The following is a 14,333-nucleotide window of genomic DNA, read 5'->3' on the forward strand; positions in this document are numbered from 1 at the left end:
TGAGCTTTTTTTCCATAGCTTGCCTATATTTTTGTTGTTGCAAACTAATTTTATAGCTCTTATGTGTTAAAGAGCAATCTTATCGCATACACTTCTTAGTATTTACGCAACAACGCCATTAATAGCCCTATCCCTTAAGTATTCGTCAACGTATCCTTTATCTGCTTCAAATATAGGAAAAAGCTTTAATAAATCTTTTACCCTATTGATGTGATGCTGAACTTGATTAATTAAAGGTTCCACCATTTGGCGTTCATCTCCATTGGCAGCTGTGTTCTCAAAAGCTATAGGCCAGGCCTTTCCTTCTACTAATCAATAAGTGGTTGTTCCTTTTCCTTTATATCCGTACTCAATCTCTTGCCCTCCTCCCTTCCCTGCTGGAAAAAAACCGTCAGCTGCTAGGCGTTGCCAATCTAACTTTCCGGCAAGATCGGCTCTATCAAGCAAGGCTTGCAGCATCCTATTTAACGTGCCATCTTCTTGCCATCTACCTAGCCAGCGATGAGCTCCTGATCTAGAACCCCACTAGTCCCCTTTAGGCCATCACACCATCTTGAACCTGTAATGAGGCGCCAAAAGATAGTATCGCAAATTTTTCTCCACGATGTATGGGGATAGCCTTTACCTCGTTTTTCAGGCGCTTTAGGAAGTAATGGCTCTAAAATTTGCCATTGTGCATCCCTCAATCCTTCAAATTTTCCCGGCATCATTTCCTCCTTTTTACAAAAGAAAAATGATTATATATGGGTAATCAAAAAAATATCTATTAGGGAGATACATCCATAGCCCCCAATCATTTACTAAAATTTAATTTACAATTTATTAAAGCGAGGTAAAGATTAAATCGAGGACTTTAATTTTTTAGCTTTTTTATCTTTCCTGAGAGAGAGAAGAATATAGGTGAAATATAATTATTTTTACCTTTTTACCTCATTCTTTACCGCGCTTGTTTCTCTTTATGAAACTGCTGAGTAGCTCATCATTTTTTAATGAATCTTTATTGTAAGTTAAAGCATTCTTTAGCAATTAACCACTCTTCACGCACATGCACGACAAAAACCTTTACTTTAGAAGCGGCTGGTGATATCTCTCCATCATTTTTCCATGCGCCGTTTAAAATAGAATCTACTTTAACACCCAAATATTCAAGGCTCTCTACAGCCTTTTGCCTTACTGGGGCAGCATTCTCTCCAATTCCTCCAGTAAAGCATAGAGTATCTAGGCCATTTAAGGTAGATACTAAGGCCCCTATCGCTTTTTTCAAACAATGTACATATAAATCTAAAGCTAAAATAGCTCGAGGATCTTTCATCTCTGCAGCTTTTAAAATCTTACGCATATCGAAGCTACCCCCAATGCCTAATAAACCTGATTTTTTATTTAAGCAATGGTCCACTTCCTCAATAGTCATGTTTTTCTGCTTTTGGAGGTAAAGAATAATGCCAGGATCGATAGAACCGCTGCGTGTTCCCATCATTAATCCCTCCAAAGGAGTAAATCCCATAGTCGTATCTATCCCTTTTCCATTTAAAATAGCGGTACAAGAGGAACCATTTCCTAAATGACACGTAATCAATTTATGATTATCGGAACCTAACCTCTCTTGAATGGTTTCCATGCAATACTGATGGCTAATTCCATGAAACCCATAACGACGAATTCCCTCTTTGGTCCATTCACTAGGGAGAGGATAAGTCCATGCTACTTCGGGCATGCTAGTGTAAAAGGCTGTATCAAATACTCCTATTTGTGGGGCAGCGGGAAAATAACACTCTGCCTCCTCTATTCCTTGCAAATTTATTGGGTTATGTAAAGGAGCTAAATGAGACAGTTTTTGAAGAAGCTTTATAGTCTCAGGAGTAAGGAAAGTAGGCTTTTGAAAGAGGCAGCCTCCATGGACGATACGATGGCCAATTCTATCAATGGGCGTGGGAACTTCCTTAAATGCTTTCTTAATAGCTGCTCGGCGATCTTCATAGCTATTTTCAAATTCTATAGTCTTTTGCCATAAGGGCTCAAGATCGCGCAAAAAAACGCTTTTTGCTTCAAATAAAGCAAATTTAAAAGAACTTGATCCCCCATTTACCACTAAAATTTTCATGCAAGCCCCTGCCCTGCTAAGTCCTTGTGAAGAAAAAGCAATAATTAAAAACAAAAATTGAAAAACATTCTCATTATCTAAACGCTTTATACATTATCCTATGAAAACAAAAAACTTTTTTTAGAATTCTTATTCGGCAGGTAAGCCTTTTCCTATTTTATAATGACTTATGTCTGCCACATTATTTCTATTTGTTTTTTTCTCTATCTTTTGCTACTTTGAATTCATCTTTGGAGTCTGGCTTCTTTAGAAGCTAAAAATAAGCAACCTAAATAAGGAAGGCTTCTTTAATATAAGTTTCTTATGTTAGCGATCTATCTTCATCATCCTTTGCTTTAAGCTCAACATAATGTAAATCTAATGGATCTACTTTTTCGTAAAGAAAGCAAAAATCCCCTTTTACTTTTGCTCTACTATTAGTCGAATCCTTCATGCAGAAAAAAGATAGTAAACCTACTTACCAACATCATTAAGTTATTAGCGATAGATACAGAACTCGAGAGAAAAATTAGATAAGAGCAACCTGGCAAAAGCCGATGCTAGTAATTTTTTGCCAGCCTATCCTCATAGTATTAATTACACGAAAACTTTTTTCTCAATATTTAGAAGATAGAGGTTTTTTGATTGTATCAAAACCTGCACCTTCTTAAGATAATTTATCACTCTCATCCCTAAAGGTAAATTTATGCAAGTCCTTGGAACATCTATACCTGAAGTCAAAATTATAGAACCCCAGGTTTTCGGGGATGCCCGCGGCTTTTTTTTTGAAAGTTTTAATTTAACGATGTTTCGCGAAAAAGCTCATATTCATGATGTTTTTGTCCAAGACAATCACTCCCATTCTCCTAAACATGTCTTACGGGGGCTCCACTATCAGATTCATCAGCCCCAAGGAAAGCTTGTTCGGGTCGTTAGCGGTGAAGTTTATGATGTAGCTGTAGACTTACGCAAACATTCGCCTACTTTCGGCCAGTGGGTAGGATTAATATTATCCGCGCAGAATAAACGAATGTTATGGATTCCTAAAGGCTTTGCCCATGGTTTTCTAGTGTTGTCAGAACAGGCCGACTTTCTATATAAAACATCTGATTTTTATGATCCTTCATCGGAGCGTACAATTATTTGGAATGATCCAGATTTAGCCATCGAGTGGCCCCTTCAGGGAGCTTTACCTATTCTTTCGGCTAAAGATCAACAGGGAAATTTATTCAAAGATGCCGAGGTATTCCTATGAAAAAAATTCTTATCCTAGGCAAGCGAGGGCAAGTAGGCTGGGAGCTCTGTCGCACTCTTTCACCTCTGGGGCAGCTTATTACTTATGACCGGGAAGCCTTAAACCTTGCTTCTCCTCTCTCTATTCGCGAGCTTCTAAACGGATTAAAGCCCCATATGATCGTTAATGCAGCAGCCTATACAGCGGTTGACAAAGCTGAAGTTGAGCAGGAAGCTTGTATGGCCATCAATGCACGGGCTCCTCAAATTCTTGCTGAAGAGGCTAAAAAGCTTAATGCGCTTCTCATTCACTATTCCAGTGATTATGTCTTTGATGGATGCTCGCCCAGTCCTTCTGCTGAAGATACTGTTCCTAATCCTCAAAATTTTTACGGCTACTCTAAACTTGAAGGAGATCGTGCTATTCAGGCCTCAGGCTGCGCTCATGTAATCTTACGTACTAGCTGGGTTTATGGAAATCGAGGCCACAATTTTTTGCTAACTATGCTAAGATTAGGGCTAGAGAAAGATACATTAAAGATTGTAGGCGACCAAATCGGTGCTCCTACCTGGAGCCGTTTAATTGCAGAGGCTACAGCGCAAGTGATAGCCCGTTATGAAGGACAGGATGGCATTTACAATCTTACCTGCCGCGGCAAAACCTCTTGGTTCGGCTTTGCTAAAGCTATCTTTGACTGGCAAAGTCTTAAAAAAGGAGTAAAGGTGCCTACACTTGTAAATATTCCCTCATCAGCCTATCCAGTCGCTGCCCAACGCCCTCATAATTCTTTACTAAGTCACGAGAAAACAGAAAAAACATTTAGTATTCAACTCCCCGATTGGAATGAAACGCTGCAGATGTGCCTCGAGGAGGCATAATTTATAGAAGTTGTTAGTACACAAGCTAACAAAATACTCTACCGCGCTAATTCTTAAATTTTTTTAGAGGCAGCTATTGAGGGCTCTCTGCCTTAAATTCTTTTAAAGAATAAGTGGATTACGCTAACGGTTGAATATTTAAACGAATAGCTTCACGTAATTCGGGCAAGCCATTACCCAGCATAGCTGAAATTTGAAAAATCTTCTCCTTAGCAGCAAACTTATTCTTTAAAAAGACTTTAATATGCTGAGAAGCTTCTTCGGTATCTATTTTATTTAACACGATAAGATAAGGACGTTCGAGCATTTCAGGATTATAAGCCTGAATTTCATGACGTAATACTTCAAAGTCCGCGCTGGGATCTCGTCCATCGATCCCTGAAGCATCTAAGACAAATAATAAAAGTTTTGTACGTTCGATGTGTCTTAAAAATTCAAAGCCTAATCCTCGGTTGCAATGAGCGCCTTGGATAATCCCGGGAATATCAGCAATAAAAATGCGTTGATGCTCTTTATAAGTAATAAAACCCAGGTTAGGTCGTAAGGTAGTAAAAGGATAGGGAGCTATTTTTACTTTGACAGAAGCCAAAGAGGAAAACAGTGTGGATTTTCCAGCATTAGGAAAGCCTACCAATCCTACGTCAGCAATTAATTTTAGCTCTAATTCTACGCTACAGGCTTGACCTTCGGTGCCTTCGGTGCGTGTATTGGGTGCTCGATTGGTAGGAGACTTAAAGCTATCATTACCGCGCCCACCCCGGCCGCCTTTACAAATTTCCCACTTCTCTCCATCCTGGGTAAAGTCATGAAGAATTTCACCCGTATGAACATTTTTTACCAACGTGCCACAAGGAACTTTCAGAACAAGGTCTTTGCCATTGCGTCCTTGCTGGCAATTGGGACCTCCTTCACGGCCATTTTCTGCTTTTAAAATGCGGCGATTGCGAAACCACTCCAAGGAAAAAACTTGGGCATCGGCTTGAAGGATAAGCGAACCGCCCTTACCTCCATTGCCACCGCAGGGCCCTCCCTTAGGGATATACTTTTCCCGCCGCCAAGCAATAACACCATTTCCGCCTTTACCGGCAGCTAGATCTATAGTCACACGATCAACAAACATATTTTTATATAAAAAGGGAGAGTTAAAAGAGAATAATAATTGACGAAGAAGAATGAAGAGAAGAATTAATGCTCATCATTCCTCTTTCTATAGCTCTAAAATGGTTAGGCTCCAGCTTCGATAGAGACGTAAGTGCGATCGGATTTACGAAAAGAAACGCTTCCATCAGCAAGAGCAAAAAGCGTATCATCGCTACCACGGCCTACATTTTTACCGGGGTGCCATTTAGTGCCCCTTTGTCTAACCAAGACACTACCTGTCTTGACGATTTCACCCATCCCTACTTTTATTCCAAGACGCTTTGAGTGAGAGTCGCGTCCGTTACGGGTTGAACCCTGTCCTTTCTTATGTGCCATAATTCTCCTTCCTTATGCTTTGGCAATCTCAGTAATTTTTACACGTGCATAATGTTGGCGGTGGCCAAACTTCCTGTAATTATTATGACTCGGTTTGTATTTTAAGCTTACAACCTTAGGACCAGCTACAATATCTAGCAGCTCACCCATAACTTTGAAGCCTTCTAAAGCTTGGGCGCTAACATGGGAAGAGTTTTCTTCACCGACAAAAAGCACTTCAGCAAATTCAACTTTTTCTCCTGGCTCTGCGTCAAGCATTTCTACTTGGATGATGTCATCTTTAGCTACACGATACTGCTTTCCGCCAGTTTTGATAATCGCGTATGATTTGTTGGAACTCATTCTAGCCCCCTTAGGCATTGTAAAACGATAAAGTTTTTTTAAGAATATCAATAAACTGTGTGCAGTATAGCGCATTAGATGTATTCCAATCAATCGAAATCTAAAGCCACCAAAAGAGCCGGTCTCTTGTCAATAAAAAAGTGTGGTTTAAAAGCAGCTGAATCCTCTTTTCGGGCAACCTACTGCCCATGCTTCTCATAAAAATGATGCCCAACATACTTTTCCAATACAATTAATAATCGCTAGGCCTTTTGTGCTTTGTTTGATAACGATGGAGGGGATAAGCTTGTAATTCTTCTTCTCTCCTAAATTCTTACGTCCTTTTCAGTTAAGTTATAAATATATTGAAAATATCCGAGCTAACTCTTAGTATGGGTTCTTTAAATAAAAAAACTGATTTATAGTTATGCAGGCATTTGCAATCATCCCCTCACTTTTCTACTTACCTTCTTCCCAGCATGCTGGGCGCGAGAAGTTAGCTAAAGCGGAAAGGCTGCTGGCTCAAGGCCAGCTTGAAAAAGCGCAAATATTTTTAAAAGAAATTCTTGATGAACCTCATCAGAGCCCAGAAACAATCATTAAAGCTAAGCTAAACAGCCAGATTATCCTTGCATATAATAATGAAGCCAAGCTTAACGAGGGTTCATTCTTAGAACTATTTGACACACTCCGACATTCTAGCTGGCTGGAAGAAGAAGAGAAACACAAAGCTTTATTGAGTATAGAGCTTATCGGGCTTTATAATCCTAGCTTAGTAAATGCTTCATCTATAGAAACTATCATCGATAATTATCCAGAAGACCATCCTCTTGCAATTTTAGGGAGATTTTGTCTAGCTGAACGCTTACGTACACAATCTATCAATCATGATGAGCAAAAAATATTAAGCTTGTATAAAAGCATTCATACCCAGCAAGTCAGCTCTATATTTACCTACATACGAGGAATAGCTTGCCTGCAATCTGCAGAGATTTTAACAGCTAGCACTTACTCTGGCGAGCAGAGTTGGTTAGATGCTGATGAGTTATACAATGCAGCGCTAGCAGATTTTTCTCCTCAAGAGCTCACAGACTTTGATGAGAGAAAATGGGATCTTTTTTTCGAGTTTTCTCGCCTTGTTTTAGAAAAGATGTATCCTTGCTCTTACCTCACACATCTAGCTTACGTAGGAAAAGCTTATATGTATGGCATGGGCAGCAAAGACTTAGAACCTGTAGTAGAAAAAGCCATTTTTTACTATGAAAAGTCTTTAGAGACTAATATCGCTTTGGAAGGGCAAATAGAACCCAAGTTTTGTTTAGCAGAGTTGTATTTTTCTCATGGCGAAGCTTCTAAAGCTCTTGCCCTTTTTAATGAAGTCATCGATTTTTCTTCTACGCATGATAGCCATATAGTCTATTCGCTCATGTCCAAATGCTCTAAAGCTGACATTTTGCGTCAGGATTTACCTGATATCACTAAAAATTTGGCACTCTCCCAAAGTTTATACAAAGAAGTGTTGGAGAGTTCTTATAAAAATGATCTTCTTTTGGCTAAAGCTGGGCTAGGATTAGCTACTATTTTTCGCGATGGAGATGACGAGAACTCTCTCAATTGGCCCGATGCTATCTTATTATTTAAGCAAATTATCGAGGCTAAAGATTATTTAAAAGAAGCTCCCCAACTTGTCAGCCAAGCGCAGTTAAATTACGCAGAGATGTTATATAAAGGGGGAAATGAGATTGAACAATGCTTGCCCGAGGCGATGCAATTATTTACTTGTCTTTTGCTGGATGAAAAGCAGGAAGAAGCAATACTAGCTAAAAGCCTAAATAGCTTGACGCAACTAATAGAAAAAGAGCCTCAGGCGGGAGAGCCCCAAAAAGTTTTAGATTTATTTGAACAAGTTATCCAACAGAAACACTTATCCAAAGCCTTGGTTGCTCAGGCCTATTATTGCAAAGCTAAAATCTATAAACTCCAAAATCGACTAGAAGATGAGCTTCATCATCTTTTTGGAGCCTATATATTTGGTGACTTCATCATGCAACAGACGCTTAACGAAGAAGTCCAGCAAAGTCCTTGCACTGCAATTTCCAAAATAGTTGCTTACCACTCAATACTAAAAAATGTAGAAGCAAGTCTTGCACCTGCACCTGACTTTTGGATTCCGCCATTAGGCCCTCTTTCCCAATTTCTTGAAAGCTTTTTAATTGCTAAGGACCTAAACACCTATGCTATTAAAAAAAACATCCTTATAGGTTTAATAAAGCATGAGTATCAAATCACCAGCTACATTGATCCCCTCCTACCTGAACCCATAAAAAATGAGTTATATGATGTTTTAGGTAACTTTTGTCTTTCGGCCGCAGATGAGCATCCTCACTTAGCTATCAAGCTCTTAAGAAATGTAAGTGAAAAAGCCGCATGTTATCCCGTTTCATTAGGTAAATTAATTAATTTAGTTTATACCTCTAAACTTGAAAGTTTAAGATCTGAATGGAAAGCTTACGAGGCTATCACCTCTTATTTAGAGAAAGCAAAGAAAGTAAATCGGCTCTCCCCCACCCCTCTCCTTGACCTTCAACATACTGAGAAATGGGAATTAGCTGCTAAAAGAGAAAAACTTAAATTTATTCAACAGCATCCAATCGATCGCCTTATTAGCTACCCCATTAATAGATACAGCATTTAACCTAATGGCCTGTAAAGGGTAGTTTAGGCTTATAAGTAGTTGGTAGGGATTAAGATCGGCTATTCTGTTGAACCTTACCCATTTAACTTTTCAAAAAATTTTCAAGCTTAATCGCTTCTTTAAGATCATGTCTTTTATACCTTAAGATCGCTTGGATGGCGTATTGACTTAAATGCAGATAGCTATTTTTGAGAATAGGCTAACAAAAAGAAAAAGGATCATGTAACTAATCAATGCGGAAAAATCTTTATTTAATTTATTAAGCTGGGCAGTCCCTATCATCATTTCAAGAAGGCTAGGACTTTCTCGGCTTTCTCTTCTAAACTTTCTTAAGGCGCCAGTCAGCAAAAGTTATGCATTGGATGATGAAAATATTCCGGGGAAAAAGAGAAGTACAAATTTCTAGGAATATGCTCTTTCTTATAAATCTTTTGCCAGCTGGAGCTTTAATCGAGGTATAGTTGCTCTAAAGCCGGCAAAATAGCTTTTTCTGTAAAAATGAGTCTTCTGCTAGCTGCTTCCATGGCTCACTAACTAAAGGGAAATGCCTAAATCTTCTTCTGACAACAAGCTAAAAAGAGCTATATCTAGCCCATTAGAAGTAGTTAAAGCAAGGATTGAAATTTACTCTTATCGCTTTTTTCCTCTTTATCCAAATTAACATTAAAAAATCGAAAAAATTGCGCATTTGCTTGCTTGTTAAGCCCTAACCACGCGCTTTTTAAGGCTTTGCTTGTTCGATTATAAGTTGGCAACGAAACCAAGCTATAGCTAGCTTTTTTAAAACACCTCTAAAATTTTTAAAATTAAATCACGATTGCTCTAAAGCAAAGCCTAATAAGAAAAGGACAAAAAAAAGCCGGATTAATAGATTAATCCGGCTAAAGTGGCCAGAACTGGAATCGAACCAGCGACACAAGGATTTTCAGTCCTCTGCTCTACCGACTGAGCTATCTGGCCAGAGATAAGTAAGCAAGATAGACTATCATCCCTTTTTTATGCAAACATTAATTTGCTGTAGCAGCTTGAAGAGAAGCAGTAGCGCCTTTAACCTCTTGATTCTGACGTTTTTTGCTATGCAAATAAATCATATCTTTGAGTACATTTATAGTTTCTTGCATCTGTAGATCTTCTTTACCATAATTGTTTGATTCCTTGCCAGGTTCATCTTCGATAGAGGATCCAGAAAGCCTTATGTCATCCCCATTTCCTTCTTTCTTTTGCTTTAGAAACATTTGATAATTTTTATTGTTTTCGATGCGATAAGCGCTATTTTTCTTTAAATAGGGCAACATTTCTCGCCACATTGAGACCTTAGCTTGAAGAGTAGGCGTATAGTATTTCATATACCAAGACTTTACACTAGGCTCAATATCTTGAAGACTATCTTCAAAATCTGCCTTAATAAAATCGGGCTTCCACGGATGCTCTAAATATTCCTCTCCAATAGGTTCATTATGATAAGGGCCAGGTACGACGATATCAGCTTTTACTCCCTCCAATTGAGGAGTTTTTCCTGAGACCGTGTAATATTTACCCACCGTCACCTTAAAAAAAGAAGTGGTTTCTCCCTCATTGCCCGTCACTGTTTGACTTTGAATAGTGCCCTTTCCATAAGTATGTTCGTCTCCAACAATTAAGCCCACCCCATAATCCTGTAAAGCTTGCGCCACAATTTCAGCAGCAGAAGCGGTAGCTTTTGAAGTTAAGATAATAAGGGGCCCCTGATAAGCAGTCCTCACATCTATATCGCGATAAATACGCTTTTCTCCGTCAGAATATTTAGAAATTACAACGATACCGTTGGAAATAAATAGGCCAGCTACCTTTACAGCTTGGCTAAGAAAGCCCCCACTATTTTCCCGTAAATCTAAAATTAGCCCTCGCAAATTACCTTTTCGATCTAATTCTTTTAGGGCTTTTTGCATATCACTATCGCTACCTGTTCCATCTTCACCTTGGTAAAAAGAGTGAAGGGTGATGATGCCAATAATCCCGTTGCCCACTTTTTCCTGTTTTATATCTATTCGCTCATCTTTAATAGGGATAGACTCTTTTTTAAGAATGATCGTTTCCTGCTTTTCCATCTGTTTTCCATTTTCTTCTTGGAAAGATCTACTGATGACCAGCTCTATAGAAGGCTCTTTTGAGGCTCTTATTGTGTTCATCACCTCCGGCAACGTTTGGCCGGACGTGGTCTTACCATTGATTTGCAGAAGATAATCATTAGCAAAAATTTTGCCGCTTTTAGAAGCTGCTCCACCTTCGATTAGGGAAGAAATCATTACTCCTTGAGGAGTAGACCGTAACACCACTCCTATACCATCAAACTCTTTTTCAAGACGTACTTTCATGTCATAAGCTTCTGCATCACTGTAGAAAGCCGTATGAGCGTCTAAAGAACTAGCTAAAGCTTTTAAAATATGTAAAACTAAAGCATTTTCTTTTTTACCCTCACTATACGACTTACCCTCACTCGTTTGATACAGATATCCCTCTTCAATATTTTTCAATGCCTGATCAAACATGATAAGGAGTTTGGATTTGTAGTTAGATACCTGAGCTTTTCCATATCTTTTCTGCTCGGCCTGAATAAAAGCTACCATCTGCTCTTTGATACGTCTTTTAATCTGCTCAAAAGTAGAAGCAAATGAACCCTTTAAATTAGGCTCTAATCCATCTGTATTTTTATGGCTTGAACGACGCTCATCTGCTGCTTTGAAAAGCTCTTCGGTATTTATTATAAGCTCTTGCCGATATTGGCGTGCCCGCAGGATAGATCTTTGAATGATCGCATTAAGCTTTTCAAAAGAAGAAAAATCTTCATTTTTGTAGGCGGTAATGTAGATTTCCATTTGCTCAGAAGTTAATCCAAGGAAAGGCTCTACCTCTGCTTGGGTTAAATAGGTACGGTCGGGATCAAACTGATCGATATAATTTTTAAAAGCATTTTTTAAGATTTTCTTGTCAATCGTTTTCTGACCTAAATGCTCAGCAAAAATTTGCTCCATAATTTTACTAATATCTTGCCTTTTAAGCTGCTCGGTTTCCTGGCCTAAAAGAAAAGAATTAGTTAGAAAAATAAAGATGATAAATAAATTAAAACGATTAAGCAAGCGCATATCCTTCGACCATAGTTTACTAATAATGAGTCAACTGTGAAATAAAACTCTTCACCTCTTTCCGGATTATAGAGAGCACCAGGTTTAACAACAACATTTTTGAAAAACTATAAAATTATTTTCATCAGCAATCTATTCTTATCTTCGATAGGCTGATTTTAACTTATTTTTTCTTAAAGGTAAGATTTTTATATTTATAGAGAATTCTTGCTCTAGTAGACTTATTGATATGAAAAACTTATATAGTGAAGATGTATTTGCTCTAGATAACTTTGAAGGATCGCTGGATTTTTTGCTCCATCTTGTTCAGAAGCATGAGATTGATCCCGTTGAGATTTCTTTAAAAAAAATTACTGAGCAGTATACCCAAAAGCTAAAGGAATGGCAGGCCTCCTCTGTGGATTCAGGGGCTGAATTTATTGCTTCGGCATCCTTTCTTTTATGGCTTAAAAGCCGTATGCTTCTGCCTACGCATGAACAGCCTCTCTCTTTGGGAGAGGAGGAGCATGATCCCCGTTTTGATATTATTCATCAATTACTGGATTATTGCCGCTTTAAGGAAGCAGCTAAAAACCTTACCCAGCTGGAGATGTCTCAAAGTGCTTATTATTTACGGGAGCCAGAGCCTCTAGGAGAAAATAATAAACCCTTGGGTATCGAGCATTTGACTTTGGAAGACTTAGCGGATCTCTTCAAGCAAGCTTTAGCTAAAGCGCCGATCAAAACGGCAAAATTTATTCACGAAGAAGAGTGGAAAGTTGCTGATAAAATTAAAGCTATTCGTCAATATTTAAAGGTCAATCATCAGCTTGAAATCGGACAACTTTTTGTAAATGCTACAAGCAAGCTAGAAATTATTGTTATCTTCTTGGCTGTACTTGAACTGATGAAAATTGGTGAAAGCTATTTAATCAAGGATGTTGCCTCTCAGAAAATACTGTTATGCATGAACGTATAAATATTTATGGCTAAAGAAATTAACTTTTTCGAACAAGAAATGGAAACGACAGCAGACGAATTAATTCCTTTGCTTCCTTCTGAGGATCTTCCTCCTTCCCCTCCAGACAAACTTACAGCTCCTAAAGACTTTTCTCCTAAAAAGCAATATGTCCAAGGCTCTCTTCCAGGCATTCCCGTTAATAATCAGGCTATAGAACAAAAAGCCACTGAAAAAACTACAAGAACACGCCTTAAAAGAATCATAGAAGCCTTGCTTTTCGTCAGCCGTGAACCGCTTAGCTTTAATAAAATCCGGGAAGTGCTGGATGCTGTTGAACCTCTTAAACCCCGCCAAATTCAAGACTTATTGCAAGAGCTAGCGGAAGAATTTATCTTGCAACAGCGCGCCTTTAGATTAGAAGAAATTGCCCAGGGTTATATTTTACGTACCTGTAAAGAATATAGCCCTTACCTCGATTTACTTTTTCGTAATAAGCGCACGGAGAAGCTTTCTCCCGCTGCTGCTGAAGTGTTAGCCATTATTGCTTATCGGCAGCCTATCACCCGTCCTCAAATTGATGCTATCCGCGGTGTAGATAGCTCGGGTACACTTCAAAGTTTGTTGGAGAGGCAACTTGTCGAATCTGTAGGCCGCTTAGAAGCGCCCGGGCGCCCTACTCTCTACGGGATCACTCCCTACTTCCTTAAACATTTTGGTCTGAGGGATTTAAAAGAGCTGCCTGGTTGGCAACCTCCTGTAGAAAGTTAAAATACAATTGTAATCCTCTTCTCCCCCAACAACTCATACCAGTGAATGCCAAAATTACGATCCTGTATAGCGTTAATTATCAAAGTTTAATAGCATGATAATTGGCCTACTTCTTCGTAGCTCACCTTCTTGAAAATCAAATGAAGTTTGCTCTAGTTTTTCGATGGTAGAAAAATTGAGTCTCAGAATTTTAGCAACTTCTACCCCTTATTGCTTCTATCACACTATCCCTTTTCCAAGCTAAGGGATTGCATAAAGCCTACTGACAGATCCTTTTGCAACTTAATTATATTGTTATTACACCCGATGAGAGGCATATTGTGTATTGAGCAAAATATTTTGCTTTTTATTTTTTCAAGAAAAAATAGGCAACAGTAGCCAAACCGCCTTTTATTCCATGAAGTCCTATTAAAAATTTCTCAAAGAACCTAAAAGCGCTATAAATAAATTTGATTTTATTCTTATTTGTAACGTTTATCATCTTTAAGAGCGCCTAGGGCTTTTTATAAAAAAATTGGTTACCCTATCAAATTGGTTGGCATTAATACTCGCATTAAAATACTGCCTAAAAAGCATCTCGGTAAAATTTATCCTAAAGAAAATCAAACATGCAAAATAATATATATAGAACCTAAGAAAAAATAAGGTTTTCAGTTAGCACCCTTCTATAGGAAGAGACCTAAAAAGGGGCTTATCTGCCCCTTTTTTCCCTCACTCTTAATAACTCACCTTACGCAGGCATAGAACTCCTTTGTAAATTTTGCAGTTCTTGATAGGCCATCTGATTGGCTTTAAGGATTAACTTATATTTTAAAGCAA

At 38.5% G+C, this 14,333-nt stretch carries 13 protein-coding genes and 1 tRNA gene; 5 read left to right on the plus strand and 9 right to left on the minus strand.

From position 1 onward, the window contains the following. Positions 1-102: 102 nt before the first annotated feature. From NEOC84_RS02965 to NEOC84_RS02980, 4 genes are all read right to left on the minus strand, one after another. A complete protein-coding gene (locus NEOC84_RS02965) occupies positions 103-246 on the minus strand; it encodes a hypothetical protein (protein ID WP_166155162.1) in 144 nt (47 codons plus the stop codon). A gap of 66 nt (positions 247-312) precedes the next feature. Beyond that, on the minus strand, positions 313-447 hold the full coding sequence (locus NEOC84_RS10045) for a hypothetical protein (RefSeq protein WP_278248294.1): 135 nt from the start codon (positions 445-447) through the stop codon (positions 313-315). Between the two features lie 44 nt (positions 448-491). Further along, positions 492-710: a transposase gene (locus NEOC84_RS02975; protein WP_166155169.1), complete on the minus strand. Its 219-nt coding sequence runs from the start codon at positions 708-710 to the stop codon at positions 492-494. Positions 711-997: 287 nt separating this feature from the next. Then, complete coding sequence (locus tag NEOC84_RS02980) at positions 998-2,101, minus strand: acetate/propionate family kinase (RefSeq protein ID WP_166155171.1); 1,104 nt, start codon at positions 2,099-2,101, stop codon at positions 998-1,000. A 685-nt stretch (positions 2,102-2,786) separates the two neighbouring features. On the opposite strand from NEOC84_RS02980, the gene rfbC reads away from it, so the two are divergent. Both rfbC and rfbD read left to right on the plus strand, forming a co-directional pair. Next, positions 2,787-3,335 (plus strand): dTDP-4-dehydrorhamnose 3,5-epimerase, encoded by a 549-nt coding sequence (rfbC, locus tag NEOC84_RS02985; protein WP_166155173.1) that lies wholly within the window; start codon positions 2,787-2,789, stop codon positions 3,333-3,335. Then, a complete protein-coding gene (rfbD, locus tag NEOC84_RS02990; RefSeq protein WP_166155175.1) occupies positions 3,332-4,192 on the plus strand; it encodes a dTDP-4-dehydrorhamnose reductase in 861 nt (286 codons plus the stop codon). The genes rfbC and rfbD overlap by 4 nt, the downstream gene beginning before the upstream one ends. 118 nt (positions 4,193-4,310) lie before the next feature. Here rfbD and obgE read toward each other — a convergent pair whose 3' ends face one another. From obgE to rplU, 3 genes are all read right to left on the minus strand, one after another. Continuing rightward, positions 4,311-5,312 (minus strand): GTPase ObgE, encoded by a 1,002-nt coding sequence (obgE, locus tag NEOC84_RS02995; protein ID WP_166155177.1) that lies wholly within the window; start codon positions 5,310-5,312, stop codon positions 4,311-4,313. A 104-nt stretch (positions 5,313-5,416) separates the two neighbouring features. Continuing rightward, positions 5,417-5,668: a 50S ribosomal protein L27 gene (gene rpmA, locus NEOC84_RS03000; RefSeq protein WP_166155179.1), complete on the minus strand. Its 252-nt coding sequence runs from the start codon at positions 5,666-5,668 to the stop codon at positions 5,417-5,419. Between the two features lie 12 nt (positions 5,669-5,680). Further along, entirely contained in the window at positions 5,681-6,010 is a 330-nt protein-coding gene (gene rplU, locus NEOC84_RS03005) for a 50S ribosomal protein L21 (protein ID WP_039385975.1), read from the minus strand. A 406-nt stretch (positions 6,011-6,416) separates the two neighbouring features. Between rplU and NEOC84_RS03010 the strand changes: the two genes are divergently transcribed. Next, a complete protein-coding gene (locus NEOC84_RS03010; protein WP_166155181.1) occupies positions 6,417-8,684 on the plus strand; it encodes a hypothetical protein in 2,268 nt (755 codons plus the stop codon). A gap of 887 nt (positions 8,685-9,571) precedes the next feature. Here NEOC84_RS03010 and NEOC84_RS03015 read toward each other — a convergent pair. After that, positions 9,572-9,644 (minus strand) — tRNA-Phe (locus tag NEOC84_RS03015). 47 nt (positions 9,645-9,691) lie between these two features. Beyond that, on the minus strand, positions 9,692-11,800 hold the full coding sequence (locus tag NEOC84_RS03020) for a S41 family peptidase (protein ID WP_166155183.1): 2,109 nt from the start codon (positions 11,798-11,800) through the stop codon (positions 9,692-9,694). Positions 11,801-12,035: 235 nt separating this feature from the next. Here NEOC84_RS03020 and NEOC84_RS03025 point away from each other — a divergent pair, with 235 nt between their 5' ends. Together NEOC84_RS03025 and scpB are read left to right on the plus strand one after the other, a co-directional pair. Next, entirely contained in the window at positions 12,036-12,764 is a 729-nt protein-coding gene (locus NEOC84_RS03025) for a segregation/condensation protein A (RefSeq protein ID WP_166155185.1), read from the plus strand. A 6-nt stretch (positions 12,765-12,770) separates the two neighbouring features. Further along, positions 12,771-13,514, plus strand: a complete 744-nt coding sequence (gene scpB / locus NEOC84_RS03030) for an SMC-Scp complex subunit ScpB (RefSeq protein WP_242678175.1) — start codon at positions 12,771-12,773, stop codon at positions 13,512-13,514. Positions 13,515-14,333: the final 819 nt, after the last annotated feature.

This window comes from Neochlamydia sp. AcF84, assembly GCF_011087585.1.
Lineage (GTDB): Bacteria > Chlamydiota > Chlamydiia > Chlamydiales > Parachlamydiaceae > Neochlamydia.